Consider the following 24772-nt stretch of genomic DNA (forward strand, 5'->3'; position numbering starts at 1 on the left):
CGTGTAGCGGGGGGCGTTATGGGGCATAGTGACCAGATTTCCGTGCTGTTGGTGGAGGATGACGCGGCAGCGCGCGCCAATATCGCCGCGATCCTCAGCAGCGCGGGCATCAGCGTGGAACAGGCCGAAGATGGCGCGACCGGCCTGACGCGCGCGGGCAGCGGCAGCCATGACGTGCTGATCCTGGACCGGATGCTGCCTGGCTATTCGGGCATCGACATCGTCACCCGGCTGCGCGGCGCAGGGGTAGGGGCGCCGGTACTGATGCTGTCCGCGCTGGGGCGCAGCGAACATCGGGTCGAAGGACTGGAAAGCGGGGTCGACGACTATCTCGCCAAGCCGTTCGAGCCGGACGAACTGGTCGCCCGCGTCCGGGCCTTGTGGCGGCGCGCCAGTCGCCGCAGCCATGATCCGGTTTTGCTGTTTGGCGATCTGGAATGTCATGCCAAGGCGCGCACCGCCTATCGACAGGGTCGGCATCTGGCGCTGTCGCCCAAGGAATTTGAACTGTTCCGCTACCTGATGGACCATGCGGGTGAGGTGGTGACGCGCGAAATGCTGCTTCGCCATGTGTGGAAGCTGAATTTCGATCCGCAGACCAATGTCGTCGACGTCAATGTCGGCCGCCTGCGCCGCAAGCTGGAGGAGGGGTTTGACAGCCCCGTGCTGGAAACGGTGTGGGGCACCGGGTACCGGCTGATCGCGGTCGGGGCCGGGCCTGCCGGCGGATCGACCAGCGGACCGGCCGGTGGCTAGGATCAATCTGTTCCACTCGGTCTTTGGCCGGGTCACCCTGTCGGCGCTGCTGGTCAGCCTGTTGTCGACGCTGGCGCTGTTCCTGGTGGTGGAAAAGATTGTCGTCGATGATGGCCGGGCGAGGCTGGCGCGGGAGGTCGATACCGATCTGGCCGGGCTGGCGGATATTTATGTCAGCGGCGGCGACGCGGAATTGCGCGCGCGCATCGCCGACCGGCTGTCGGTCGAACAGCAGGATGGCGAACAGGGCTGGTATCTGCTGGCCGACGCGCAGGGACGGCGCATCGCAGGCAATCTCGACCGCTGGCCCAAATTGTCCGCCCATGTTTCCGAAGCGCGATTCGTCACCCTGCCCGATGGGCAGCGCATGTTCGCGCGGGCGACCCGGCTTGGCCCGTCGGCGCAATTGCTGGTCGGGCGCAGCGATGTGCGCGGGCAGGCGCTGCTTGCCCGGCTGGCGATGGCCTTTGCCGTCGCGGGCGCGCTGATCGCGTTGTTCAGCCTGCTGGCGGGTCATTTTGCCGCGCGCCGCCTGCGCGTTCGGGTGGAGGCGGTCAACGCCACCTTCGCGGCGGTTCGGGCCGGGCGGATTGCGGCACGGGCGCCGGGCGCCGGGACCAGTGACGAACTGGCCGAACTGGCCGCCAACACCAATGCGATGCTGGATCAGGTCGAACGGCTGATAGAGGCGCAGCGCGCCGTGTCGGACCAGACCGCGCATGAGATCCGCACGCCGCTGATGCACCTCGACACCCGCATATTGAAGGCGATGGAAGGGACGCAGGACAGCACGCTGCTGCGCACGCTCGACCAGTCGCGCGGCGAGATTCGCGGGGTCGTGCGATTGCTCGATTCGCTGCTCGACATAGCGGGCACGCAGGCGCTGCGCGGTGACCTGCGCGGGCTGGCGGAAGTCGATTTGAGCGACATAGCCGAGACGCTGGCGGACCTTTATGGCGCAAGCGCCGAAGAATTGGGCATCGGCTTTCATGCCCGGATCACGCCCGGCGTCATGCTGCGCGCGGACCCGATGCAGATGATGCGGCTGATGTCCAACCTGCTCGACAATGCGTTCAAATATGTGCCGAGCGGCGGGTCGGTGGCGCTGATCCTGTCGCCCGGCCCGCGCATCATCGTGCAGGATGACGGCCCCGGCATCCCCGCCGCCGACCGCACGCGCATTTTCGAACGCTATGTTCGGCTTGATGTCGGGTCAGGCGGCGGGCATGGGCTGGGACTGGCGCTTGCCAGAGCGATTGCGCAGCGGCATGAACTGTCGCTGCATGTGGAGGATGCCGCGCCCGGTGCGCGGTTCGTCGTCCAGTTGGAGGATCTGGCGGCTGGAGGGTCGGGATGATTAGGCTGTTGCTGCCCGCATTGCTGCTTGTCGCGCCGCCCGCTGCGCCCGCCGCGGACATGCTGCCCGCCGACCCGGTGCTGCGCACGTTGATGGAGGGGGACGCCGCACTGGCTGGCGGCAATGCGGCGCAGCTTATGGACGTGGCGCAGATTCTCAAGGCCTTGGGCGCGACGCCCGCCGAGGGACAGGATGACCTCGCCGCGCTCTGGACGCAGGAGGCGCAGACGCGCGGCGTGACCCGATCCACCCTGGCCTTTCGCGGGCGGGCTCTGGGTCCGGCCTACCGGCGCGGCTTGCTGGAGGCGGGCGGCAGCTTCACCATGCGGCAATTATTCCTGGCCGGGCAGCGCGCGCAGATTTCCATTGCCCCGGCGAGTGGGGCTGGCGGCGCTGGCCTGTCGATCCGGGTACAGGGGAGCGACGGCGCGACCCTGTGCGCGAAAGCGGTCGGCGGGCCGCAGGCGGACTGCGCCTGGCTGCCGGTCTTTACCGAACGCTATGATATTGTGATAGAAAATGGCGGATCGACGCCTGCGGGATTCTATCTGATCATGCGCTGACCGCCGCTCGGTTCGTCGCTGCGCGGGCGCGCTTCATCCATTCTGTCAGTTCATTCAGGCGAAAAAGGCCGGGGTCGGGGCGTTGTGTCCTCCATGTTTCATGAGGAATGAGGAGAAACCCGATGAAGCGTTCGTCCTTTCTGGCCGCTGCTGCCCTGTTCACCCTGACCTCCACCACGGCTTTCGCGCAGGGTGAAGGCCCGATCAGCTATGAAGAGCAATTGGCGCAGGTGGAAAACCAGTTGACCTATCAGTCGCCGATCGCCGGGGTCGAGAATGATTATTGGTTCAATTATCAGACCGACCTGGCCGAAGCGCGCAAGGAATTGACCAAGGATCTGCGCCGCTCGTCCGATGCGGAGGATAATCGGGACGCCTGGGAAGAATATCGCGCCGAACTGGCCGACGCCCGCGGCGACTATGCCAAGGAAATGGCCGAAAAAGGCTATCCGGTCGGGCAGGTGCGCGTGTTGAGCGATAATGGCCGGTGAAGAGGCGACGGGGGAGGGGACTGCCCTTTCCCCGTCCCTCAGTCGGCGTCGGGATCGCGGAAATTCAGCCGCCGCGTGACGGTATAGTCGAGCACGCCGACCAGCAGATAGCTGATCCATTGCTTGACCAGCGTCACCATCGTGCGGGTGGCGCGGTGGCTTTCCATCGTTACCAACTGGCTGTCCCGCGCCAACCGATCGATCAGCCCGCGCACCGACGTCGCGAACCCGGCATCGTCGATCCGCAGCATGACCTCCAGATTGATGAACAGGCTGCGCATGTCGAAATTGGCCGATCCGATAAACACGGCATCGTCGATGACGATCAGCTTCATATGCAATTTGCGCGGGCTATATTCGGCGATCTTTACGCCACGCTTGAGCAGTGGGCCATAGAGCAGCCGCGCCGCCTCTATCGTCGTGCGATTGTCCGATTTGGCGGGCAGGATGATCCGCGCGCCCTTGCGACCTGCGGCGCGGGCGATTCGCTTGAGCATCCCGCGTCCCGGCGAAAAATAGGCCGCGACCATGTCGACGCGCTGCGCATGCTCCAGATCATGCTTGACCACCTGCGCCCAGGGGCTGAGCCGCCGGGTCGGCCCGCCGATCAGCCAGCGGAACGGATCGGCCGGGTCATGATGGAGCGAAGGGTGCCAGTGGCGCACCATGCGCCGCAGCGTGCGGAACCGCTGCTTTTTGGTCGAGACCCAGCGCCATAGCTGCCCATACCAGCGGGTCATCGCCTCGACCTGCGGACCCTCTATCCATAGGCCCATGTCCGCCCAGCTATCGCGCGGCGGGATGCCGAAATAGCCGTTTTCGACATTGAAGCCGCCGATCAGCACCTGCGTGTCATCGGCAATCGCCATCTTCTGATGGTTGCGGATCAGGTAGCGGGTGGACCGGGGCGTGCCGAAACGGCCGAAATGGGCGCCTGCCTCCACCAGAGGGGCAAAGAAGCTGTCGGGCGTGCGCGCCGATCCAAAGCCGTCGACCATCAGCGTCACCACCACGCCGCGCGCCCGCGCCGCGACCAGGGCATCACGCACCGCCATACCGCAGTCATCACCGGAAAAGATATAATAATAGAGTTTGAGCGACGTCCGCGCCCCTGCAATCAGTGCGATCAGCGCATCCAGCAGGGCTGCGCCGTCGACGATCAGGCGCAGGTGATTGCCGTCCAGCGTGACGGCGATGTCGGGCACGTCGGCTTGCGCGCCTGCTGGCCTGTGGGTCGCCATCGCGCCCTCATGCCGCCTTTTGGCAGCGCGCGCCATGGCTTTATGGCCTTTTCATTGACTTGTAACAGGGGCGCTGCTAACCGGCCAACTGATTATTCCATTTGTTGCAGGAGGCCCGTTTGGCCCGCGTTACCGTCGAAGATTGCGTCGACAAGGTTACCAACCGTTTTGACCTCGTTCTGCTCGCCGCCCAGCGCGCGCGGGAAATTTCGGGCGGCGCAGAGCTGACCGTGGACCGCGACCGGGACAAGAATCCCGTCGTCGCCCTGCGCGAAATCGCTGAAGAAACGGTGCTGCCCGCCGAACTGCATGATTCGGTTGTCGCCTCGCTTCAGAAGGTGCAGATTGACGATGACGATACGCCGGACGAAATCGGCTCGATCGCGCAGTCGGCCGAAGCCCTGCGCCTGACCGCCGCTGCGCCGCCGCGCAACCAGAATATCGGCGGCGATTACGACGGCTGATCCACGGGATTGAGTTTGGAGAGGGAAGAGGCCCGGCCTGCGCAAGCAGGACCGGGCCTCACTTATTGGCGGCGGCTATTCCCTCTCCCTTCAGGGAGAAGCGCGCGCTCACCCCGCAGGCCGCGCGATGCGCTTGCCTTTGGTCCGGCTGGTGAGGTGAAATTGCCCGCAGCGGTCGCAGCGATAGGGGCGGAGGATGATGGTCGCCTGCTCAACCGCTGCCTGCGCCTGCTCCTGCGTCGGATAGCGGCGCTTGGCGGCACAGATGCGCAGGCGGGTGCTTTTCACAGATCAGTCACAGCGGCGGCAAGGCCCAGTCGATCGGCCCGCGCCCATGCGCTTCCAGAAAGGCGTTGGCCTGCGAAAAGGGTCGCGATCCGTGAAAGCCGTTATGGGCAGATAGCGGGGAAGGGTGGGCGGACTTCAGCACCAGATGCCGGCTTTGATCGACAAACGCCGCCTTGCGCTGGGCATAAGCGCCCCACAACAGGAATACGGTGGGCTTTTCCTGCTCCGCCACCAGTCGCACGACGGCATCGGTGAACAATTCCCACCCCTTGCCCTGATGCGATGCGGCGCGCGCCATTTCGACGGTCAGCACGCTGTTGAGCAGCAGCACGCCCTGCCTGGCCCAATGTTCCAGAAATCCATGGGATACACGCGGGATGCCCAGGTCCGCCTCCATCTCCTTGTAGATGTTGACCAGGGATGGCGGGGTGCGCACGCCCGGCTGGACCGAAAAGCACAGGCCATGCGCCTGCCCTTCGCCATGATAGGGATCTTGCCCCAATATCACGACCTTGACCTGGTCCAGCGGGGTGAGGTCGAGCGCGCGGAAATAGTCGCGCCCCTTGGGGAAGATGCGTTTGCCCGCCGCCTTTTCCGCCGCCAGAAAGGCTTTCAGTCCCTGCATATGCGGGGTGGTGAACTGGTCGGCCAGCGGGGTCAGCCAGCTTTCGTGCAACTTGATCGCGCTACTCATGGCGCGGGTGATGGCCCGCCCGGCAAAGGCCTGTCAACGCGCGAATCGCGGTAAACTCTCTTGCGCTTGGCCTGCGCTTTGGCGACATGGGACGCATGGTTCCGTTTCGTCCCATCGCCATGCTCGCCGCCCTTGGCCTGTTCCTCGCGCCACTGCCCGACGCCGACGCCTTTGGCCCTACCAAGACAGCGGTGCAGCAAACCGCCGAAACGCGCCTGATCGCCCAGTTCCAGCGCTTTGCCAGCCTGACCGACGGCACGGTCGGCATCGTCGTGCGCGACCTTGGCACCGGGGAAACGCTCTCGCTCAATGGCGATACGCTCTTCCCGATGGCCAGCGCCTACAAGGTCGCGGTGGCGGGGCGGATCTTTGCGATGATCGACGCGGGCGCGCTGACGCTGGAAGAGCAACTGGCCAGCCCGGCGGGTCCGGTTTCGGTTGCCACGCTGCTGGACCTGATGCTGACCCGCAGCGACAATGACGCGACCGACCTGCTCGTCGCGCGGGCAGGCGGCCCGACGGCGGTGCATCAATGGGTCGCGGGGCTGGGCATCCGGGGTCTGCGGGTGGACAGCAACACCGCCGACCTTCTGTATCGCGCCATGGGCCTTGCCCCCCAGCCGGGCAATTTCCACCGCAATGTCGCCGCTGCGATGGCGGCCGACCCGGCGTTGCGCGAACGCGATGCACATGACATTCCCAACATCGCCTTCGCCCGCGACCCGCGCGATACCGCCACGCCGACCGCGATGACCGATCTGGTCGCCGCGATTCGCACCGGCAAAGCCCTGTCGGGGCGCAGCACGGTGGCTTTGCTGTCGATCATGGAACGGTGCCGCACCGGCAAGGCGCGGCTGCCCGGCATGTTGCCGCCCGGTACGCTGGTCGCGCACAAGACCGGGTCGCTCAACGGCACCGGCAATGATACCGGCGTCATCAGCCTGCCCGATGGACGGCTGTTCGCGATCACCGTATTCGTGATGCAGGATCATAAGGGGCATGCGACGCGCGACCGCATCATGGCGGAAGCCGCGCGGGCAAGTTATGACTATTTTCTGTTCGCGCCTGATAGAGGCACGGTCTGACGCACAGCCCTTAACATCGATCAACTCTGCGGATAGGGTGGCGGTAGAGAGGATTGCCGTGCCCGCCATCACCCGATTTCGCGACTTCTGGCCCTATTATCTGCAAGAACATGCGCGTCCTGGCACGCGCGCCCTGCATTATACCGGGACCAGCATGGTCGTGGCGCTGCTGACGGCGGCGCCCGTTCCCGGGCGCTGGTGGATGGCGCTGGCCCTGCCGGTCGTCGGCTATGGTTTTGCATGGATCGGCCATGGCCTGATCGAACGCAACCGGCCTGCCACCTTCCGCTATCCATTCTGGTCGCTGCGTGCCGATTTCGTGATGTGGTACCGTTATTTGACCGGGCATATCCGCCGCGATCTGGCGCGTGCCGGGGTGCGGCCCGATGGCACGGTGGACCCCGACCGGCGCGTGTCAGCCTAGCACCACTGCTTGACCGCACCCGGCGCTCTGCCACAAGAGGGCGCAATGGCTCTTGTCGCGCAATTTCTTCCCCTGCCGAACCGGACGGCGCTTGGCGCGCGCTGGAAGGCGCTCGAAGCGCAGGCGGACGCGGCGTTTTTCCTTAGCTGGACCTGGGTGGGCGCGTGGCTGGCCAGCTATGACGTGCGCCCCGAACTGCTGGCGGTGACGGACGAGTCAGGCGCAGATGTCGCGCTGGCGCTGGTCGGTCACGCAATGATGCCGCGCCTGCTGGGACGCACGGCGACGCTGAGCCTCAACCAGTCGGGCGATGGGCAGGCCGACCGGCCCTATGTCGAATATAATGGCTTGCTTGCCGCGCGCGGGCGGGAGGCGGAGGCCGCGACCGCCGCCATCGCCGCGCTGGGCCGCCGTCGTGACTGGCGCGCGCTGCGGCTGAGCGGGATCGCGCCGGATTCGCCGCTGCTGGACATGCCCTGCTGGACGAAGCGCCGGGTCGACGCCTCGCCGGTCTATCAGGTCGATCTGGACGGGGTGCGCGGCGTGGCGGGCGACTATCTCTCGCTGCTCAGCGCCAATACGCGCGGCCAGATCCGCCGCGCGATCAAGGATCATGGCGGCGGCCTGCCCCATGTCGCGCGGGCAGGCGCTAACGAAGTTGCGCCCTGGCTGGCGGAAATGGCCGCGCTTAACAGCGGGCGTCATGCCGACAATGCCTGGGACGATCCCGCCTTTCGCGGCTTTGTTACCACCATCGTCGAACAGGGACGGGCCAGCGGCGCGGTCGATCTGCTGCGCTTTACCGACGCGGGCGGGGTCGTCGGCCTGCTCGTCAATTTCGTCCATCGGGGGCAGGCGCTCAACTATCAGTCCGCCTTTGCCGATCCGCGCACGGGCAAGGACAAGCCGGGCCTGCTCTGCCACGCCGCCGCTGTCGACCATTATGCCGCGCGCGGCCTGGCGCTTTATTCCCTGCTCGCGGGCAAGGATCGCTACAAGCAGAGCCTCTCGACCTGTCAGGAGAGTCTGGACTGGTGGGTGATCGAACGTTTTTCGCCGCGGCTGGCGGCGGAAGCGGCGCTGCGCTATATCCTCAAGCGCCCAGCTTCCGCATGACCCGATAGACCAGCCGTCGGACGCTCTGCTTTTCAGGCCGGTCACTGACGGTGCCCACCGGCAGTTTGCGCCGTCGCAGCAGCGCGTTGAAACTGTGCAACTCCCCTTCCGCCACACTGCGTTCGGACCGCCATGTCACCGACAGGCTGACCGATACGGCAGGGCCATTTTCGACGAAATGCGGGGCCTTGACCGGCACATGCACCGCGTCGCCGGGGTGGAGCGGGTAGGGCGCGCCCAGCGCCTTGAACCCGTCCTGCCAGACCAGATTGCGATGGCCACCGCCATGAAATTCCTCGCTCTTCTGCGCCGGAACCAGCGCCTCGTCGCGCGCGGGGAAGATGGTCATCACCTTGGACCCCATGATCTGGAGCAGGATATTATGTTCCGGGTCCATGTGAAACGGGGTGACGCTGCCCGGCGATGTCAGGAAGATGAAGGCTTCGCGGTGGAGCATCGGCCCGGTCCTGGCCGCCACGATCGGCTCCAGATCGGCCAGCGCCGCATCGAGCAGGGCGGCATAGGCCGGGTCGCGCTCGACATTTTTGAGCACGGCCCAGCTGCCGTTGGTTTCGATGGTGCGGATCGTTTCGCCCAGTGTCAGGCCGTTCGACGGCGTATCCTCCGGTCGCACGCCCAGGGGCAGCTTGCCCAGATTATATTCGACGCTGGACGCAGGCATCCGCTCTGCCAGCGTGGCGAGCGCATCAAGGCTGAGCAGCGAGTGGCCGACCAGATTATGGCTTAGCGCGACCGGCTGGTCGGGATAGGCGGCGGCAAAGGTCGTGCGCGCGCTGTCGGGGAAGGTCGCTTCGTGAGTCGCGGCGATCGGGCGATGGGCGGTCATCGCTGTCCTTTCAATAGGCTGGCCAGGGTTTCAAGGCCGTTGACAAGGGCGAAGGCGGCGGCGCGCTGGACCCGCGCCAGGCCGGTGCCGCGCAGCGCGATGCGATATTGCACGATCGTCCGCCGTTCCGCCCACAGGCTGTCGATCATCGGATGGTCAGGCGCGGCGCAACTGTCCATCCAGCCGATAGCGGGATCATCCTGCACCGCGTGCAGATTGGCGATCTCGATCAGCACGCCCGGCGAAAAGCGGCCCAGCGCTTCGTCAAAGGCGATCTTGAATGAAAAGGCGCCTGCACCATGGCGGAAATTGGCCAGCATGGCGATCGCCCGGCCATCCAGGTCGATGCGCAGCATATGCAGCCGCCCGGCCTCGAATGCCGCCGCGCAGGCCGCACGGAAAAAGGTGGCGTCGGCGGGCTTGCAGGCGAGCGCCGTACCCTCCTGCCCCTTCCAGCCCGACGCTTCGAGCGCCAGAAAATCGGCGCACCAGTGCGGCAGGTCGGCGCGTTCGGTGAGCAGCCGGGTCTCGACCGTGCCAAGTTCGGCAAGCCGCTTTTGCAGGCGTCGGATTTCCTTGCGCTTTTTGGCGCGAACATTGGTGTCCCAATAGGCGTCGGCCGACAGGTCCGACCGCAGCATCGCCCGATCGTAGCGGTGAATCTCGCGCCGTCCGCGCCGCTGTTCGACGCACAGCGCTTCCAGCGCGGCGGCATTCGCCCCGGCCGCGTCCAGCCCCTCCATATGCAAAAAGCCACGCGCCCAGGGGGCGTCATCCAGCTGCGCCAGGAAACTGCGCCACGCCGCGACTTCCTGCCCTTCGCGAATCATCGGCGCGCCAAAGAAGCAATGATCGTGCATCCAGTTGGACACGCAGCCGATCGGCATGCGGCCATGGCGCGGCTGCACCACGACCGGCAACAGCCCGATCAGATGGTCGCCCACCCGCGCTTCGATCAACCGGACATGCGCGTCGGTGGCGAGATGGTCGATCGCCGCGCCCAGCATGTCGGGCGCATAAAAGGCATTGGCTTCCGCCGCCTCCTTCGCTAGCGCCGCCCAGCGCGCACGCGGCTTCGCCCCCGTTGGCAGGGGGACGGGGCGCGATGGGTGCAATGCCATGTCCATCGGTTTCGCCTTAAATGGCAAAGATTAGGGAAAGCCTAAACTTTGCCCGCTAGGCGCGAAGCCACAGGATGGTTTATCGGGCAAATGGGGCGCGAAAAGGCCTTTACTTTGCCCGCCACTTTGGTGTGACTGACAGGGTGCGCCGCCCGCTGGCGCGACTTCGCGTGGGAGAATGAAGAGCATGACGATATTGGTCACCGGCGCGGCCGGCTTTATCGGCATGACCGTCGCCGATCGGCTCATGGCGCAGGGCCATGCCGTGGTCGGCATCGATAATATGAACGATTATTATCCCGTGTCGCTGAAGCGGGACAGGATTGCCGCGCTGGAACAGGCGCATGGCAAGCTGTTCACCTTTCACGAGCTGGATTTCGCCGACAATGATGCGTTGCAAGCAGCGCTTGCCGATCAGGTGATCGAATCGATCGTCCATCTCGGCGCGCAGGCCGGCGTGCGCTATTCGCTGATCAATCCGCACGCCTATGTGCGCTCCAACTTGGCGGGGCATGTCAACATGCTGGAACTCGCGCGTGAGCGGCGGGTGCGGCATTTTGTCTATGCCTCTTCCTCCTCCGTCTATGGCGGCAATGACAGCCTGCCGTTCCGCGTAGAGGACCGGGCCGACCATCCCGTTTCCCTCTATGCCGCGACCAAGCGTGCTGACGAACTGATGAGCGAGACCTACGCCCATCTGTTCCGCATACCGATGACGGGGCTGCGCTTCTTCACCGTTTACGGGCCTTGGGGGCGGCCAGACATGGCGATGTGGATCTTCACCAAGAAGATTCTCGCCGGGGATCCCATTCCGGTATTCAACCATGGCCGGATGCAGCGTGATTTCACCTATATCGATGACATCGTCACCGGGGTCATCGGCTGCCTCGACCATCCGCCCGCCGATGACGGCGCGCCCAAGCCTGGTGGCAGCCGGTCGCCGCACCGGCTCTACAATATCGGCAATAACAAGCCGGAAGAACTGATGCATCTGATCGCGGTGCTGGAGGATGCGCTGGGCCAGAAGGCGCAGATCGATTTCCAGCCGATGCAACCGGGCGATGTTCACGCCACATTTGCCGACATCAGCGCCATCGCCCATGACATCGGCTTTGCCCCGACCACGCAAATTGAATCGGGCGTGCCGCGATTCGTGGCATGGTATCGGGACTATCATCAGCCAAAATGACAATCCTGTTGCAACGCACCCACTGAGGCGAGAAAAGTTCCGCGGCTCGTCGCTAACTTAACTCCGCCTGTCGCGCGGCGTCGCGACGGTGTGAAGCAAAACCACGCCGAAATCCCTTTTCGCAGTTGCAAAATGATTTGCCATAAGTCCCTGAAACGGCGTAGACAGTCGCCCTGTGCCGGGGGTCAAACCGGCCAGGGGTCGCGGAACGAGGGATAGACGGCGCACCAAATAAGGTGGTTCGTCGCCGCGTGTGCCAGCCGGATATCCGGCGGTGACATGCGGGAAAAAGGGCAAACGCGTGTCGACACTTGCTTCGAAAATTGTGCCGTTCGGTTCGGGCGGACGAATAGTGAAGGCGGCCTGCCACAGCCTGTCGGTCGCTGCATTGGGCCTCAACGCGCTGGAAGCGCAATTTTCTGAACGTGACTTTGCCGCTACATTCGTGCGGCTGATCGGCGTCATCATGAATGTCCGGGGTCGCGTGATCGTGACCGGCATTGGCAAGAGCGGCATTGTCGCCCGCAAGATGACGGCGACTTTGACCTCCACGGGCACGCCGGCCATCTTCCTGCATCCAGCCGATGCTGGCCATGGCGATCTGGGCATGGTGACGCCGGATGATGTCGTGCTGATGCTGTCCCATTCGGGCGAGTCGACCGAGCTTGGCCCGATCATCCAATATTGCAAGCGCTTCGCCATTCCCTTGCTGGGCATGACCGCGCGGGCCCACAGCACGGTCGCCACCGCCGCAGACATTTGCATGCTGATGCCCGATGTGCCGGAAGCCTGCCCCAATTCGCTCGCTCCCACCACGTCGACCACGGTGCAGATGGCCTTTGGTGACGCCATGGCGATTGCGCTGATGGAAATGCGCGGATTTTCGGCGGATGATTTCCACAAATTCCATCCCAATGGCCGTCTTGGCGCGCAACTGATCAAGGTGCGCGAACTGATGGCCAAGGGAGCGGACATCCCCTCCGTGCGGGAAGGCGCCTCGCTGCTCGATGCGACCATCGAAATGACGCGCGCGCGCCTTGGCGGCACAGCGGTTGTCGATCGCGAAGGGCGGCTGATCGGTGCCTTCACTGACGGCGACCTGCGCCGCACCGTGACCGGCAAGCAGAATCTGACCGAGGCGGTCGGCCGCTTCATGACGCACACGCCGCTGGCCGTGGGGCCGGACGAACTGGCGCAGGAAGCACTGCACCTGATGCATGAACGCAACGTCATGCTGCTGTTCGTTTGCGACAATGGTCGTTTGATCGGCGCCGTCCATATGCACGATCTGCTGAACGCGGGCGTCGCCTGAACCAGCTTGTCGTCATTCCCGCGCGGGCGGGGTCATCCCGCCTGCCGCGCAAGCCGCTGCGTCTGATCGCCGGGCGCACCTTGCTCCATCGCACCATCGCCATGGCCCGCGCCGCGATCGGCGCGCGCGCGGGCGTTGCGCTGACGGTCGCTACCGATGATGACGAAATCGCCGATCATGCCCGCGCGGTCGGGTGTGATGCGGTGATGACCGACAGCGCCATTGCCACCGGATCGGGGCGCGCGCTGGCCGCCGCGCTGGCGGAGCCCATGCCGCCGCGCTTCGTCGTCAACCTCCAGGGCGATTCCCCTTTTCAGCCGCAGGGTGCGCTGGGCGCGGTCATAGCCGCGCTGGAGGCGGGCGCGCAGGTCGCCACTCCGGTGATCGCGCTCGATTGGGCTGCGCTCGATGCCCTGCGTGATCACAAGACCCGCTCTCCTTTCAGCGGCACGACCTGCGCTCGCGCGCCAGATGGCCGGGCCTTGTGGTTCTCCAAAAATATCATTCCCGCCATCAGGGGGGAGGATGCCCTGCGCGCCAGCCAGCCCGTCTCGCCGGTCTGGCGGCATGTCGGCCTTTATGGCTATGCACTGGACGCCCTGCGCGCCTTTGAAGCCAGCCCCCCCACGGCGCTCGAAAATCTGGAAGGGCTGGAGCAGCTGCGTTTGCTGGAACTGGGCATCCCGGTCATGACCGTGCCGGTCAATCCGCCGCTGTTCGACAGTAGCGGCATTGATACCGAAGCGGACATCAGCCGCGTCGAGGCGCTGATCGCCCGGCATGGCGATCCGACGCCGCCCTGACGCCATGCGCCGTCTTTTCATCATCCGTCATGGCAACACGTTCGCCAGCAGCGCGCAGGCCTGTCGCATCGGATCACGCACGGACCTGCCGCTGGTCGAGAGTGGCCATGCCCAGGCGCAACGGCTGGGCGCGTGGTTCGCCGCGCAGGACTTCGCCATCACCCGCCTGCTGACCAGCCCGCTCCTGCGCGCCCGACAAACCGCGCAGGCGATCGCTGAAGCCACCGGCCATATGCCAGACGGTACGGGCGACTGGCTGGGCGAAATCGATCATGGTCCCGACGAAGGCCGGCCCGAGGCGCAGGTTCTGGCGCGCATCGGCGCGCAGGCGATCGCCGACTGGGATGAGCGCGGCATCGCCCCGGCCGACTGGATCGTCGACGCCGAAGCGCGGATCGCGGCATGGCGCGCCTGCTTTGCCGAGGGCGGGGAGGGGGTGGACCTGTTCGTCACCAGCAATGGCGCGGCCCGCTTCGCGCTGCTGGCTGCCGGTTTGCCGCTAGGATCGCTCAAATTGCGGACGGGGGCGTTCGGGGAGCTGGCGCTGGATGCGGATGGCGGGGTGACGCTGGTGCGATGGGACGTGCGGCCTTGAAGCGATAGCGACGCGCTCGCTTCCTCTTGCCTGCCGGGGTGTGGCGGACCGCCGATCGAGGCTGCTAGTAGCTTTTGGAAAACCAGATCATGATGCCCATCGAGGCTATCGCCCAGCCGGCCAGCCCGACCGCCAGGCCACTGATGACGCCGATGGTCATGTTCCAGCGGCGCGCACTGAGAATAGCGCCACCAAGCGCGAGGGCGAATACCACCAAAACGATTGCCGCCAATGTCATGAGGCAGCTTATCGCAGCACAAATGAAAATGTGCAATCCATGATTGCTACAGGGTTGACGCCCCGGATCAACCCGCTTTCAAACGGTTCGTCGCGTCAGGAAAACTCCACAACGTCCGCGCTTAATTTTTTCGCTGCGGGACCGAGAATGTCCCCGTCACCCGGCCCCCGGCGCTGCCTGTCACGCCAGCGCCGCCGCCCGATGCGCGACCATCGACGGTCGATCGCCCGGTGTTCAGGTCCATCACCAGCCGCCCGCCGGTCAGCCGGTTGGACCCCTGCGTCAGCGCGACATTGCCCAACATGGTGATGAGCTTGCTGTTGAGGTCGTAAATGGCGACATTGCCACGCGCGGTCTGATCCGCCTTGGTCACCACGACATTGCCCGATGCGTCGATCCGGTCGATCTCCACCCCGCTCGCGCCGCCGCCTGGCTCGTTGCGATAGGCCACCGTCATGCGCGCGGCGTTGAGCGTCATGCCCGCCTGCGTCACTTCGACATTGCCGGACACGACGACGCGGTCGGCGCGGTCCTGCACCTCGATCCGGTCTGCGGTGAAGTTGACCGGGGCGTTGCTGTCATGCTTGCTGACGACTTGCGCGAGCGATGGCATGGCGCCGACGAACATCAGGCCCGCGGCGCCCGCGCAGCCGACCGACAGCAGAAGATAAGAGGCTTTCATCAGTTTCGCCCTTTGAGGCCATTTTGTTCGATGCGCAAGCTGGCCCGGCCATTCAATGTCACCGTGCGCGCGCTCATGTCGGCTTCCAGATGGTCCGCGCTGAATGTGCCGATCGGGATGCGTCCGTCGACCCGACCCGCGCTGCGCATCCGCCGGGTCTTTAGGTCGATGCCGACGTCGCGCGTGGTCAGGCGATAGCCGCCCGCCGCCTCGAACTGCACTGGTCCTTCGATCCCGACCCGCTCGGTCTCCATGTCGTAACGACCCTTTTGTGCGCTCAGCACGGCGGGGCCGTCCGACAGCAGGATGCGCGCGGACATGCTGTTCAGGTCCACGATCGGCTCGCGCGAGCTTTTCTGCACCGCTGATCCCGCGCGCAGGGAAAAGGGCTGCCCCTTGCTGTCCTGCCCGCGATACAGCGCCTCGGTCACGCGCATGCGTTCCTTGGCGACTTCGACCTTGTTCTTGTCCAGAACGAAGCTGACCTTGTCGCCGCTGGTAAAGGGCGCGGTCGCCAAAAGCGCGCTCAGCACCCCGACCGCGACCGGCAGCCAGTTTTTGAGCAGGCCGACCAGCCGGTCATGGCTGCCCCCCGGTCGCGCCCAGTGGCGGCGCACATCGCGTTGCTGATCGGCCTGGACGGACATGGTGACGACGATCCGATTCGCTTACATGTGGGAAAATATGTCGATCTCCGGCCATCCCGCCAGGTCGAGTTCGGCACGGTGCGGCAGGAAATCGAAACAGGCCTGCGCCAGTTCCATCCGCCCTTCGCGCTCCAGCCGCTTGTTCAATTCGGTGCGCAGCGCGTGGAGGAAGCGCACGTCGGACGCGGCATAATCCTTCTGTGCGTCGGACAGGACGGGGTTGCCCCAGTCGCTCGACTGCTGCTGCTTGCTGATGTCCTGGCCCAGCAGTTCGCGGACCAGTTCCTTCAGGCCATGGCGATCGGTATAGGTGCGGATCAGACGCGAAGCGATCTTGGTGCAATAGACAGGGGCTGCCACGACGCCCAGATAATATTTGATCGCGGCAATGTCGAAACGCCCGAAATGGTAGAGTTTCAGCCGTTCCGGGTCCGCCAGCACGGCGCGCAGGTTGGGCGCAGCATAGTCCGATCCGGCGGCAAAGCGGACCAGATGTTCATCGCCCTTGCCATCGCTGATCTGCACCACGCACAGGCGGTCGCGCGGGGTGATCAGCCCCATGGTTTCGGTGTCGACGGCAACCGGGCCGGGGGCGAGCACGCCTGCGGGCAGGTCTTCTTCATGAAAATGGACGGTCATGGCTTCCCCTCTATGGGCAAAGCGGGGATATCGCAATCAAAGGCTTTGCCGATGGTGCGACATGGCCATAGGATCAACCGAAGTCCTACCTGAAGCCTTGCCTGTAAAAACATTCGCGCTCCCCTGAAAAGTTGATATAGTGATTCCCAAACCGCGCCTTTGCGGTGGATTGTGCATGTCATTCGCCCGACATGTTTGTCCGATTGGTCTTGGGGCGAAGCGAAAGTGACTAACAGGGCATGAGTTTTGACAGAGGTCGCCGCGGCGGGCGCGGCAAGGACAAGCGCGACGGTTTCGGCGACGACAATTTCTACGATCAGGGCGCTGGCGGCGGCGGTGGTCGCGGTGGTTTTGGTGGCGGCTTCGGTGGCGGTGACCGCTTCGGCGGCGGCGGCGGTGGTTTCGGCGGTGACCGCTTCGGCGGCGGCGGCGGTGGTTTCGGCGGTGATCGCGCCGGCGGCGGCGGCTTTGGCGGTGGCAACCGCGGCGGCTTCGGTGGCGGCGGCGGCGGCGGTGGTCGCGGCATGCCTGCGCAGGTCGTTGGCGAAGGCACTGGCGTCGTTAAATTCTTCAATGGGCAAAAGGGCTTCGGCTTCGTCGTTCGCGATGACGGCGGCGAGGACGTGTTCGTGCATATCAGTGCTGTCGAACAGGCCGGCCTGACTGGCCTGGCCGAAGGTCAGCAGCTTGGCTTCACCCTGGTGGATCGTGGCGGCAAGGTTTCGGCAACCGATCTCAAGATCGAAGGCGAACCGCTCCCCGTGACGGACCGTGGCCCGCCGCGCGAACCGCGCGCCGGTGGTTTCGGCGCCCCCGGTGGTGATCGTGGCGGCCCGCAGCGCCAGCTGACCGGCGAACGCGCCAGCGGCACGGTCAAATTCTTCAACGCGATGAAGGGCTTTGGCTTCATTCAGCGCGATGATGGCCAGCCCGACGCCTTCGTCCACATCAGCGCCGTCGAACGCGCTGGCATGGCCGCCCTGAATGAAGGCGATCGTCTGGACTTTGAACTGGAAGTCGACCGTCGCGGCAAATATGCCGCCGTCAACCTCCAGCCCAAGGCCGACTAAGCGGCCACACTTCCGCTTTCGCGGGAGAGGATAAAGAAGGGGTCGCCTGCCCGGCGGCCCCTTTTTTGGTGTTGGGGTGTGGGGCGGCTATGCCGCGTGACGATGGCATTGCCGCAATCAGGCGCGAAGGCTTATTCGCGCAGGCAAGCGCGTGAACGCGATATTGTCCGCGTCACCCGGCTGCACGGACGCCGTTTCGTCCATCCCGCTTGACCTGATACAGGGCAGTGTCGGCGGCCTCGAACAGTTGATCGCGCGACATGCCCGGCATGTAGCCTGCGACTCCGCAACTGATCGAGGTGAGGACTAACAGGGTATCATCGGAAAATATGGGGCGTTGGGAAATGGAATAGGCGATACGCTCGCAGGCCAGTTTCGCTGTTTCCAGGTCGCATTGAAAGAGGATCGCGAACTCGTCGCCGCCGATACGGCCTACGATGTCGCTTTGTCTTATGCCGGCGGTCAATCGCTGCGCGATCTCCATGAGAACCGCATCCCCGACCTGATGACCGTAGCGGTCGTTGATGACCTTGAAATGATCGACATCGACAATCGCTACCGAACAGGGACGGCTGGTGTCGGCCAGCGCGGCGCGCACATGTCGCCGAAAGCCAGCCCGGTTCTTGACCCCGGTCAGATCATCGGTTTCGACCTGAATGGTTATCGCCTGCTCGCGGGCCTTTCGCGCTGTCGCGTCGCGCAAGGTCACGACGCGCCCAACAATCATGCCATCACGGGTAAGATCCCGGAACGATGCTTCCAGTGTGAGGGACGGTTGCAAAATCGGCGAAAACTCGATGGCCTTCTCCGTGCGCCGTTCATCGGTGGGGCGGCCAGACGCCACCAGCAGCTCTTCGCCTGTGCGAAGGGCGATTGCAGCGGCGGGATTGCCAAAAAGCTCCTCCGGCCCAAGCCCCAGATATTCGCGCACAGGACCGTCCGCCCATCGGCACACGCCATCATTGTCGAAGCTCAGGATGACGTCGGGTGAATGCGCCATGATGAGGCGCAGCGTCTCCTCGCGGGCGGCCAGATTGCCCAACGCTTCGGCGCGCGATGCAACGATCGCTGCGACAGGCAGTGTCGTCACCAATAGCGTCGCCAGATAGGCCTGAAAGAAGATGGCCTGAAAAGTAGCGCCCTCATTGATCAAGGCCATGGGGCCAAAATGCTGAAGGGCTGACACCGCGCCGATAATGGCAACGAGCATGACTCCAGCATAGGTGCCGAGCCGCCCGATGCGGAATGAGAGTAGAAGAAGCGAAGTGAAGGAAAGGAACAGTATCGGCAGGTGATTCTGCCCGAACACAAAAATTGTCACGGCGGCGTGGATCGCCATCAGGGCGAATGTTTCGCCTCTTTCCCACAGACTTTTGGCCGCAAAGCAACGACGGTAGCTTCCATCGAAAACGGCGTTCAGGAACGGCGTACAAACGAGCAATCCAAGCGAATTGCTGGCAAACCAGCGGATGAATGACGGGCCGATCGGCACATTTTAATTCACCGAAGCGACCAGAGATCCGACAGCGGCTCCCATCAAGGGGGCGAAAAGACCTGCCCAGATGACGAAGCGCCCGACCGCCCTTACATCGGAGAGCAGATTCCTGGTGTCGCCGGACCGTCTGAGCGACCATGCCGCCAGCAGCACCTGGCCCATGTTGATCGCACCATAGAGAATGATCCCGATGGTCCATTCACGGGTGAGCCCGTTGGCGGCAAGGTTGCCCAGCCACCCTGCCGTCAGAAGCAATGGCCAATGCCGTCTGCCCGAATTGAGGAGCAGCGCCAGGATGATGGCATCTGCGGGCCACACCGTTGCGTGATCACGGCCGTCGCTTGTCAGCGCGATAGTGCCACTGGCAAGCATCAGATACCCTAACGCCCCCACCAGCGCGAAGGCGATCGGCTTTCTCAGCAATATTCCGTTGAAAGGGCGGCGGCTGTGCATCACGCCCTGTCTTGCCCGCACGCTGGTTAAAAAGACGTCAACCTTCCTGGACTATGCGACGAATGACATTGAAAACTGATGCTTTTTCCTCCGTCGCCTCTTTTTGATGGGGCCACCCGATTTCGCGGCTTCAGGCAAATTGGGCGATCGAGGATGATCGACGATGGCCGTTGACACCCCGTCCCAAATGCAGCGCGGCCATTTGCCTGCCAGCCACAACTCCCGATCACACACGCCTGAACGGAAACGGCGCGCTTGTCCGTTCATAGCCATGCAAATCGAGCGCCCGTGTTACCGGGGGCAGCGCCCTGTCGGGGCAGGCGCGGCGTTCGCACAGGTGGCAGGTCGGGCCGACCTCGACCGCATCGTCCTTGTCCGCGTCGATCCCGTCGGCGTGGACGATCCGCGACGCATGTTTCGCCTCGCACCCCAGCGCGATGACCGCGCGGCCACGCGCGCCCGGCGGAAGGGGCAGCGCCATGGCGAGCGTGACGAAGCGGCGCTCGTCCAGCGTCTCGATCAGTTGCACGCTCACCTGATCGACTGCGCCAGCGCCATGCGCGTCCCAGCGGGGGCAAGTGCTGCCATAGCGGGCAAAGGGCCAGGCTTCGCCGTCGAAGCGCTTGGATATGATGCCCGCCCGGTCCATCCTGACCATGAAGAAGGGGATGCCGCGCGCGCCGGTGCGATTGAGGCTGGTCAGACGGTGGGCAAGCTGTTCGCTCGACACGCCGAACCTGTCGCGCAGCATGGGCAGGTCATGGCGGCATTGCTCCGCCGCCTGGCGGATGCGGTCATAGGGCATGATCAGCGCGGCCGCGGCATAGTTGGTGAGCGCGATGGTGGCGAGGCGGCGGCTATCCTCGTCCGGCGGGGCCGTGCGGGCGACCTGCGCGGCAATCGCGTCGGCCAGTTCCTGCGCGCACAGATGATAGGCGATGGCGAACAGCCGCCCGGACGCGGCCAGCCGCTCGCTCAGCATCAACCGCCGCCGGTGCATGTCATAATGGCGCAGCGTCCCCGCCAGCACATCGGCGCGCAGCACCTGGACGGCCATGCCGTGCCGGTCTTTCAGGCGCGCGCGCAACTCGGCCTGCAACAGCGCGGGGTCCTGGCTCAGCTGCGCGGCGATGGCTTCGGCGCCCGCATCGATCTCGGCAAAATGATTGCCCGCCCGCGCGATCGTCTCGCGCAGCCAGTCGATCGGCGCGACCAGTGGCGCGGGGCCGCGCTCCCCCGCCGCTGCTTCGCCCGGCAGGCGGCGCAGATCGCTTAGCGCACGATAGAATCGGGCGATGGCTTCGCTGACGCCGGGATAATTTTCCGACACTTCCAGCACTTCGTCGCGCGCAATGCCGATGTCGCGCACCAGCGCGTCGGACAATATCTCGCTCAGTTCGCCCGATCCGCCATCATTGGCGCGCGCGGTGAAATCGCGAATGTCGATGTCATAGACATTGGCCAGCCGCAGCAGCATCTGCGCGCTCAACGGTCGCTGGTTGCGCTCCAGATGGTTGAGATAGCTGGGAGAAACCCCCAGTTCCTCGGCCATCCGGGTCTGGTTGAGGCCCAGTTCGCGGCGCAGGACGCGCAGCTTGGGGCCGAGATAGAGTTTGCGGTCTGTCGCATCTGCCATAAAGTCATAATGTCATAGATTGACAGATTGACCAAATCCTATTGTGACACGCGGCCACTCATCGCCCTTCCGCTGCGCGTCAATATGTCTAACTCATTGTTCATCGCCGCAAGACGGCTCGCTGAGACAAGGACAGGATCATGACGACGGACACGATGACGCAAGATATGACGGACACCAGCGGCCACCCCCAGCCCGCCCGGTCGCGCGCGGTTTTCTCGCAGGAGGACTTCGGCCTGATCCGCACTGCCATCGTCCATTATCTGCGCGAGATTCAGGACCAGCCGGAATCGGTCAAATATGCCAATCTCTATCACCGGCTTGGCCGCGTCGCCTGATCGGCGTCCAGCCTGACTGAAGCAGCACGGCACCGGCCAGCCATGGCCGGTGCCGTATGGCTATCAAAAGAAGCGCGTGATCCAGTAGAAGCCCGCGCCGATCAGGGCGGCGGCGGGCAGGGTCACGACCCACGCGACGATGATGCGCGATGCGATGTTCCATCGTACCGCCGACAGCCGCCGCGATGCGCCGACACCCACGATCGCACCAGTGATGGTATGGGTCGTCGACACCGGAATGCCCAGATGCGTCGCCATGAACAGGGTGATCGCTCCGCCGGTTTCCGCACAGAAACCCTGCGCCGGGCTAAGCCGCGTGATCTTCGACCCCATGGTGTGGACGATCTTCCACCCACCAAACAGCGTGCCGAACCCCATCGCCGCCTGACAGCTGATCACGACCCAGAAGGGTACGTGGAATTCGCCCTGCAACATGCCCTGCGAATAGAGCAGCACGGCGATGATCCCCATCGTCTTTTGCGCGTCGTTGCCGCCATGCCCCAGCGAGTAGAGGGATGCGGAAACGAGTTGCAGCTTGCGGAACACGCCGTCTGCGCCATGGGGCGTGAAGCGGCGGAAGATCCAGCTGATGATCAGCACCAGCAGCAACGCCAGCAGCAGGCCAATCGCGGGCGACATGACGATCGCTGCGCTCGTCTTGAACACGCCCGACCATATCACCGCGCCCAGCCCGGCCTTGGCCGTCCCCGCGCCCAGCAACCCGCCGATCAGCGCATGGCTGGAGGAAGAGGGGATGCCCAGCGCCCAGGTGATGAGGTTCCACGAAATCGCCCCCATCAGCGCGCCGAAAATCACCTGCGGATCGATGATCGCGGCGTCGACGATCCCCTTGCCCACTGTGGTCGCGACATGCAGGCCAAAGAAGAGGAAGGCGATGAAGTTGAAGAAGGCTGCCCAAACGACCGCATATTGGGGCTTTAGCACGCGGGTCGACACGATGGTCGCGATCGAGTTGGCGGCGTCGTGCAGGCCGTTGAGAAAGTCAAAGGCAAGCGCGACGCCGATCAGCGCGATCAGCAGCGGGAGGGCAATGGGGTCCATGAAGCGTATCCGGCGGGATCGTCAGGCGTGGTCGATGACCAGGCCGGAAATCTGGTTGGCGACATCCTCGAACCGGTCGGTGACCTTTTCCAGGTGGGAATAGATTTCCCGCCCGACGACGAAATCCATGGGATTGCCCTCGCGCGCGGCGGCATAGAGAGTCTTGAGGCCCGCTTCATGCAATATGTCGGCATGGCCCTCCAGCTTGACCAGCCGTTCGGTCAGGTCGTGCAGGCGCGTGGCGTTGAGGTTGAGCGAACGCAGCAGCGGCATCGCTTCGGCCGCCAGTCGCGCGCATTCGACGATCAGCGCGCTCATATCCTGCATCTGGGACGGGAATGCCTTGACCTCGTAGAGGGCGATGGCCTTGGCGGTCTGGTTCATCTGGTCGATCGCGTCGTCCATCACGCCGATCAGGCCGGTGATGGCGCTGCGGTCGAACGGGGTTACGAAGATGCGCCGCACGTCCAGCAACACGTCGCGGATGATGTCGTCCGCTTCATGTTCGCGATCGGAAATCTCCTTGATATGGACGTCCATGTCCGGTCCGCCCTTGAGCAGCCGGGCCAGCGCGTCCGCGCCGGCGACCAGGGTTGCCGCATGATTTTCGAATTGCTCGAAAAAGCGGCCCTGCTTTGGCATCAACGCATGAAACCAGGCGAGCATTCCAGTCCTTTCGCTTTGCTTGTCCTTGAACCACAGCAGCATCCGCACGAACCGGCCCGGATCGCGGGGCGGCTTGCGAAAGGCGGCGATGATTGCCTGAAGATCGGGTTCGTCGACGGCGCAGGCGGCCTCCGCCACAGGGAACCAGCGCAGTTCGCGTTGCCCCTGTTCGGGCCATTGCGACAACTGGCCCGTCACGGCAAGCGGAAACACCTCGACGGTCGCTTCGCGCGCCGCGCCGCTGCGTTTGCGCTTGTCATAGCTGTAGCGGCCAAGCGAGGCGGGGCAGGCGATGCCGTGAATGCCCGCTTCCTCGAACGCTTCCAGTTCGGCGGCGCGATGGCCGGCCAGCCCCTTGATTCGGTTGCCTTTGGGAATGACCCACCGCCGCGTGTCGCGCGACGTGATCAGCAGGATCTGCATCGATCCGTCGGCATGGGTCGTATAGGGAAGGGCGGCGATCTGGCGCATGGAGTGCGCCTTGTAACGAAATTGTCACAATGCGCAATCGGACCTCATCATGCCGGGCTTTCCGCGCCGACGGCATCGGCCCTTAAAGAAACAGAAATTCCGCCAGCGCCTCGACCGCCGGTGTCTCAGCCGCGCGGGCTCCAAGCGCCTGTCGCACCTCGATCGCGGGCAATTGGCTGTCGAGCCGAAGCCGCTCGATCCCGTCCATCCGCCCCAGATCGCGCGCCAGCGCGCCGAAGGCGGCGAAAATGCCTTTGCCCGCGCGCAACGCCGTCATCACCGCGAACATATCATCGGATTCGAGCGCTGGTGCGCCAAGCTGCACCCGCCCGCGCGCCAGCGCATCCTCGATAATGTGGCGCATGGGGTTGCGCCGCTCCAGCGCCAGCATCGGCGTGACCGCCAGATCTTCGCGCGACACGCTGTCCGCCTGCGCCAGCGGATGGGCCGCGCCGGCATAGAGGCTGAGCGGTTCCGACCAGCCATAGCGGGACGCGAAACCGGCCGGTTCCTCCAGCGCATAGAAATAGGCGATGTCCGCGCGCCCCTCCCGCAACGCTGCCGCTGCGTCCGTCACCGACTGGACATGCAAGTCCAGCGTGATGGCAATATCCTCGTTCGCCGCCTCGAACGCCGATAGCGCGTCCTGAAAATGACCGAAGATCGGGGCAGGGGCCGCCAGCATGATCGTCTGGCACTGCGGCGGGGGCGGTTGGAGCGGCGGGGCCGGCGCTTCGGCGGGCGCAGCCGTATCGTCCCAATCCTCCGGCGCATCCTGCGACAATAATGTCATGGCCTGCGCCGTCTTGCGTCCGGCCGGCGTCAGGCGGCCGCTGCCGCTCATATCCTCGAACAGGCGATAGCCCAGCCGCATTTCCAGCGACGCGATGTCACGGGCGATTTCGTCGGCGGTGACGCCCAGCATATCGGCGCAGCGCGCGACGCTGCCCGCCGCGACCATCTGCGCGAAAATATCCAGCTGGCGCAGGGAAGGGCTTTGCATCCCCGTCTGATAGAGGAAATGCCGGG

At 64.6% G+C, this 24772-nt stretch carries 28 protein-coding genes and 1 pseudogene; 14 read left to right on the top strand and 15 right to left on the bottom strand.

The window, feature by feature from the left end; translation table 11 throughout:
• Positions 1-18: 18 nt before the first annotated feature.
• The 4 genes from CJD35_RS08070 to CJD35_RS08085 all read left to right on the top strand — a co-directional run bounded on the left by CJD35_RS08070 (position 19) and on the right by CJD35_RS08085 (position 3167).
• Positions 19-756 carry a response regulator transcription factor gene (locus CJD35_RS08070; protein WP_017183935.1) on the top strand — a complete coding sequence of 246 codons (738 nt, stop codon included), beginning with the start codon at positions 19-21 and terminating at the stop codon, positions 754-756.
• Positions 749-2113, top strand: a complete 1365-nt coding sequence (locus tag CJD35_RS08075; RefSeq protein ID WP_017183936.1) for a sensor histidine kinase — start codon at positions 749-751, stop codon at positions 2111-2113. The genes CJD35_RS08070 and CJD35_RS08075 overlap by 8 nt, the downstream gene beginning before the upstream one ends.
• On the top strand, positions 2110-2676 hold the full coding sequence (locus tag CJD35_RS08080) for a hypothetical protein (RefSeq protein ID WP_017183937.1): 567 nt from the start codon (positions 2110-2112) through the stop codon (positions 2674-2676). The genes CJD35_RS08075 and CJD35_RS08080 overlap by 4 nt, the downstream gene beginning before the upstream one ends.
• Before the next feature lie 122 nt (positions 2677-2798).
• On the top strand, positions 2799-3167 hold the full coding sequence (locus CJD35_RS08085; protein WP_017183938.1) for a hypothetical protein: 369 nt from the start codon (positions 2799-2801) through the stop codon (positions 3165-3167).
• A 38-nt stretch (positions 3168-3205) separates the two neighbouring features.
• On the opposite strand, the gene CJD35_RS08090 is transcribed toward CJD35_RS08085, so the two are convergent.
• Complete coding sequence (locus CJD35_RS08090) at positions 3206-4444, bottom strand: phospholipase D-like domain-containing protein (protein ID WP_095686982.1); 1239 nt, start codon at positions 4442-4444, stop codon at positions 3206-3208.
• 83 nt (positions 4445-4527) lie between these two features.
• On the opposite strand from CJD35_RS08090, the gene rpoZ reads away from it, so the two are divergent.
• Positions 4528-4872 (top strand): DNA-directed RNA polymerase subunit omega, encoded by a 345-nt coding sequence (gene rpoZ, locus CJD35_RS08095; RefSeq protein WP_026002539.1) that lies wholly within the window; start codon positions 4528-4530, stop codon positions 4870-4872.
• Between the two features lie 108 nt (positions 4873-4980).
• Here the strand turns inward: rpoZ and CJD35_RS08100 are convergent, their stop codons facing one another.
• Together CJD35_RS08100 and ung are read right to left on the bottom strand one after the other, a co-directional pair.
• Positions 4981-5160: a hypothetical protein gene (locus tag CJD35_RS08100; protein WP_017183941.1), complete on the bottom strand. Its 180-nt coding sequence runs from the start codon at positions 5158-5160 to the stop codon at positions 4981-4983.
• Positions 5161-5167: 7 nt separating this feature from the next.
• Positions 5168-5854: a uracil-DNA glycosylase gene (ung, locus tag CJD35_RS08105; protein WP_017183942.1), complete on the bottom strand. Its 687-nt coding sequence runs from the start codon at positions 5852-5854 to the stop codon at positions 5168-5170.
• 95 nt (positions 5855-5949) lie between these two features.
• Here ung and CJD35_RS08110 point away from each other — a divergent pair, with 95 nt between their 5' ends.
• The 3 genes from CJD35_RS08110 to CJD35_RS08120 are packed head-to-tail and all read left to right on the top strand — an operon-like array spanning position 5950 to position 8479.
• Positions 5950-6939: a serine hydrolase gene (locus CJD35_RS08110; protein WP_017183943.1), complete on the top strand. Its 990-nt coding sequence runs from the start codon at positions 5950-5952 to the stop codon at positions 6937-6939.
• 58 nt (positions 6940-6997) lie between these two features.
• Positions 6998-7363 carry an Mpo1-like protein gene (locus CJD35_RS08115; RefSeq protein WP_095686983.1) on the top strand — a complete coding sequence of 122 codons (366 nt, stop codon included), beginning with the start codon at positions 6998-7000 and terminating at the stop codon, positions 7361-7363.
• Positions 7364-7408: 45 nt separating this feature from the next.
• Entirely contained in the window at positions 7409-8479 is a 1071-nt protein-coding gene (locus CJD35_RS08120; RefSeq protein ID WP_017183945.1) for a GNAT family N-acetyltransferase, read from the top strand.
• Here the strand turns inward: CJD35_RS08120 and CJD35_RS08125 are convergent.
• The gene (locus CJD35_RS08125) at positions 8457-9326 is read right to left on the bottom strand and encodes a cupin domain-containing protein (protein WP_017183946.1); all 870 of its coding nucleotides are present in this window, start codon (positions 9324-9326) and stop codon (positions 8457-8459) included. The two genes, CJD35_RS08120 and CJD35_RS08125, sit on opposite strands and share 23 nt — an antisense overlap.
• Positions 9323-10453 carry a GNAT family N-acetyltransferase gene (locus CJD35_RS08130; protein ID WP_017183947.1) on the bottom strand — a complete coding sequence of 377 codons (1131 nt, stop codon included), beginning with the start codon at positions 10451-10453 and terminating at the stop codon, positions 9323-9325. The genes CJD35_RS08125 and CJD35_RS08130 overlap by 4 nt, the downstream gene beginning before the upstream one ends.
• Before the next feature lie 181 nt (positions 10454-10634).
• Here CJD35_RS08130 and CJD35_RS08135 point away from each other — a divergent pair, with 181 nt between their 5' ends.
• The 4 genes from CJD35_RS08135 (at position 10635) to CJD35_RS08150 (ending at position 14346) form a co-directional block, all read left to right on the top strand.
• Positions 10635-11636: an NAD-dependent epimerase/dehydratase family protein gene (locus tag CJD35_RS08135; RefSeq protein ID WP_017183948.1), complete on the top strand. Its 1002-nt coding sequence runs from the start codon at positions 10635-10637 to the stop codon at positions 11634-11636.
• A gap of 352 nt (positions 11637-11988) precedes the next feature.
• The gene (locus tag CJD35_RS08140) at positions 11989-12948 is read left to right on the top strand and encodes a KpsF/GutQ family sugar-phosphate isomerase (protein WP_017183949.1); all 960 of its coding nucleotides are present in this window, start codon (positions 11989-11991) and stop codon (positions 12946-12948) included.
• A 41-nt stretch (positions 12949-12989) separates the two neighbouring features.
• The gene (locus tag CJD35_RS08145) at positions 12990-13751 is read left to right on the top strand and encodes a cytidylyltransferase domain-containing protein (protein WP_241763680.1); all 762 of its coding nucleotides are present in this window, start codon (positions 12990-12992) and stop codon (positions 13749-13751) included.
• Between the two features lie 4 nt (positions 13752-13755).
• Positions 13756-14346 (top strand): histidine phosphatase family protein, encoded by a 591-nt coding sequence (locus tag CJD35_RS08150; RefSeq protein WP_026002542.1) that lies wholly within the window; start codon positions 13756-13758, stop codon positions 14344-14346.
• Positions 14347-14410: 64 nt separating this feature from the next.
• Here CJD35_RS08150 and CJD35_RS22705 read toward each other — a convergent pair whose 3' ends face one another.
• The 4 genes from CJD35_RS22705 to CJD35_RS08165 all read right to left on the bottom strand — a co-directional run bounded on the left by CJD35_RS22705 (position 14411) and on the right by CJD35_RS08165 (position 16552).
• Positions 14411-14584, bottom strand: a complete 174-nt coding sequence (locus tag CJD35_RS22705; RefSeq protein ID WP_017183952.1) for a hypothetical protein — start codon at positions 14582-14584, stop codon at positions 14411-14413.
• A gap of 121 nt (positions 14585-14705) precedes the next feature.
• Positions 14706-15266, bottom strand: a complete 561-nt coding sequence (locus tag CJD35_RS08155; RefSeq protein ID WP_017183953.1) for an LptA/OstA family protein — start codon at positions 15264-15266, stop codon at positions 14706-14708.
• On the bottom strand, positions 15266-15913 hold the full coding sequence (locus CJD35_RS08160; protein ID WP_017183954.1) for a hypothetical protein: 648 nt from the start codon (positions 15911-15913) through the stop codon (positions 15266-15268). The genes CJD35_RS08155 and CJD35_RS08160 overlap by 1 nt, the downstream gene beginning before the upstream one ends.
• 21 nt (positions 15914-15934) lie before the next feature.
• On the bottom strand, positions 15935-16552 hold the full coding sequence (locus tag CJD35_RS08165) for a ribonuclease D (RefSeq protein ID WP_017183955.1): 618 nt from the start codon (positions 16550-16552) through the stop codon (positions 15935-15937).
• A 239-nt stretch (positions 16553-16791) separates the two neighbouring features.
• Between CJD35_RS08165 and CJD35_RS23385 the strand changes: the two genes are divergently transcribed.
• Positions 16792-17622 carry a cold-shock protein gene (locus CJD35_RS23385; RefSeq protein ID WP_026002543.1) on the top strand — a complete coding sequence of 277 codons (831 nt, stop codon included), beginning with the start codon at positions 16792-16794 and terminating at the stop codon, positions 17620-17622.
• Between the two features lie 172 nt (positions 17623-17794).
• Here CJD35_RS23385 and CJD35_RS22975 read toward each other — a convergent pair whose 3' ends face one another.
• The 3 genes and pseudogenes from CJD35_RS22975 to CJD35_RS08180 all read right to left on the bottom strand — a co-directional run bounded on the left by CJD35_RS22975 (position 17795) and on the right by CJD35_RS08180 (position 21206).
• Complete coding sequence (locus tag CJD35_RS22975; protein WP_244917243.1) at positions 17795-18622, bottom strand: GGDEF domain-containing protein; 828 nt, start codon at positions 18620-18622, stop codon at positions 17795-17797.
• A gap of 114 nt (positions 18623-18736) precedes the next feature.
• Positions 18737-19570 (bottom strand): annotated as a pseudogene (locus CJD35_RS22980) (MASE1 domain-containing protein); the annotation flags it as partial.
• 226 nt (positions 19571-19796) lie between these two features.
• A complete protein-coding gene (locus CJD35_RS08180) occupies positions 19797-21206 on the bottom strand; it encodes a helix-turn-helix domain-containing protein (RefSeq protein WP_017183957.1) in 1410 nt (469 codons plus the stop codon).
• Positions 21207-21346: 140 nt separating this feature from the next.
• On the opposite strand from CJD35_RS08180, the gene CJD35_RS08185 reads away from it, so the two are divergent.
• Positions 21347-21544: a hypothetical protein gene (locus CJD35_RS08185; protein ID WP_095686984.1), complete on the top strand. Its 198-nt coding sequence runs from the start codon at positions 21347-21349 to the stop codon at positions 21542-21544.
• A 63-nt stretch (positions 21545-21607) separates the two neighbouring features.
• On the opposite strand, the gene CJD35_RS08190 is transcribed toward CJD35_RS08185, so the two are convergent.
• The 3 genes from CJD35_RS08190 to CJD35_RS08200 form a co-directional block, all read right to left on the bottom strand.
• A complete protein-coding gene (locus CJD35_RS08190) occupies positions 21608-22606 on the bottom strand; it encodes an inorganic phosphate transporter (protein WP_017183959.1) in 999 nt (332 codons plus the stop codon).
• A 21-nt stretch (positions 22607-22627) separates the two neighbouring features.
• Complete coding sequence (locus CJD35_RS08195) at positions 22628-23743, bottom strand: DUF47 family protein (RefSeq protein WP_017183960.1); 1116 nt, start codon at positions 23741-23743, stop codon at positions 22628-22630.
• A gap of 82 nt (positions 23744-23825) precedes the next feature.
• Complete coding sequence (locus tag CJD35_RS08200; RefSeq protein ID WP_026002545.1) at positions 23826-24746, bottom strand: LysR family transcriptional regulator; 921 nt, start codon at positions 24744-24746, stop codon at positions 23826-23828.
• Between the last annotated feature and the right edge of the window lie 26 nt (positions 24747-24772).

The sequence above is a fragment of the Sphingobium xenophagum genome (assembly GCF_002288285.1).
In the GTDB taxonomy this organism is placed as follows: Bacteria; Pseudomonadota; Alphaproteobacteria; order Sphingomonadales; family Sphingomonadaceae; genus Sphingobium; species Sphingobium xenophagum.

Bases quoted from the DNA above. Each gene is read 5' to 3' on its own strand.
- CJD35_RS08070 (WP_017183935.1), top strand. From the start codon at position 19: ATGGGGCATAGTGACCAGATTTCCGTGCTGTTGGTGGAGGATGACGCG.
- CJD35_RS08080 (WP_017183937.1), top strand. From the start codon at position 2,110: ATGATTAGGCTGTTGCTGCCCGCATTGCTGCTTGTCGCGCCGCCCGCT.
- CJD35_RS08085 (WP_017183938.1), top strand. From the start codon at position 2,799: ATGAAGCGTTCGTCCTTTCTGGCCGCTGCTGCCCTGTTCACCCTGACC.
- CJD35_RS08090 (WP_095686982.1), bottom strand. From the start codon at position 4,444: ATGGCGCGCGCTGCCAAAAGGCGGCATGAGGGCGCGATGGCGACCCAC.
- ung (WP_017183942.1), bottom strand. From the start codon at position 5,854: ATGAGTAGCGCGATCAAGTTGCACGAAAGCTGGCTGACCCCGCTGGCC.
- CJD35_RS08110 (WP_017183943.1), top strand. From the start codon at position 5,950: ATGGTTCCGTTTCGTCCCATCGCCATGCTCGCCGCCCTTGGCCTGTTC.
- CJD35_RS08120 (WP_017183945.1), top strand. From the start codon at position 7,409: ATGGCTCTTGTCGCGCAATTTCTTCCCCTGCCGAACCGGACGGCGCTT.
- CJD35_RS08125 (WP_017183946.1), bottom strand. From the start codon at position 9,326: ATGACCGCCCATCGCCCGATCGCCGCGACTCACGAAGCGACCTTCCCC.
- CJD35_RS08130 (WP_017183947.1), bottom strand. From the start codon at position 10,453: ATGGACATGGCATTGCACCCATCGCGCCCCGTCCCCCTGCCAACGGGG.
- CJD35_RS08135 (WP_017183948.1), top strand. From the start codon at position 10,635: ATGACGATATTGGTCACCGGCGCGGCCGGCTTTATCGGCATGACCGTC.
- CJD35_RS08150 (WP_026002542.1), top strand. From the start codon at position 13,756: ATGCGCCGTCTTTTCATCATCCGTCATGGCAACACGTTCGCCAGCAGC.
- CJD35_RS22705 (WP_017183952.1), bottom strand. From the start codon at position 14,584: ATGACATTGGCGGCAATCGTTTTGGTGGTATTCGCCCTCGCGCTTGGT.
- CJD35_RS08155 (WP_017183953.1), bottom strand. From the start codon at position 15,266: ATGAAAGCCTCTTATCTTCTGCTGTCGGTCGGCTGCGCGGGCGCCGCG.
- CJD35_RS08160 (WP_017183954.1), bottom strand. From the start codon at position 15,913: ATGTCCGTCCAGGCCGATCAGCAACGCGATGTGCGCCGCCACTGGGCG.
- CJD35_RS08165 (WP_017183955.1), bottom strand. From the start codon at position 16,552: ATGACCGTCCATTTTCATGAAGAAGACCTGCCCGCAGGCGTGCTCGCC.
- CJD35_RS23385 (WP_026002543.1), top strand. From the start codon at position 16,792: ATGAGTTTTGACAGAGGTCGCCGCGGCGGGCGCGGCAAGGACAAGCGC.
- CJD35_RS22975 (WP_244917243.1), bottom strand. From the start codon at position 18,622: ATGGCGCATTCACCCGACGTCATCCTGAGCTTCGACAATGATGGCGTG.
- CJD35_RS08180 (WP_017183957.1), bottom strand. From the start codon at position 21,206: ATGGCAGATGCGACAGACCGCAAACTCTATCTCGGCCCCAAGCTGCGC.
- CJD35_RS08185 (WP_095686984.1), top strand. From the start codon at position 21,347: ATGACGACGGACACGATGACGCAAGATATGACGGACACCAGCGGCCAC.
- CJD35_RS08190 (WP_017183959.1), bottom strand. From the start codon at position 22,606: ATGGACCCCATTGCCCTCCCGCTGCTGATCGCGCTGATCGGCGTCGCG.
- CJD35_RS08195 (WP_017183960.1), bottom strand. From the start codon at position 23,743: ATGCGCCAGATCGCCGCCCTTCCCTATACGACCCATGCCGACGGATCG.
- CJD35_RS08200 (WP_026002545.1), bottom strand. From the start codon at position 24,746: ATGCAAAGCCCTTCCCTGCGCCAGCTGGATATTTTCGCGCAGATGGTC.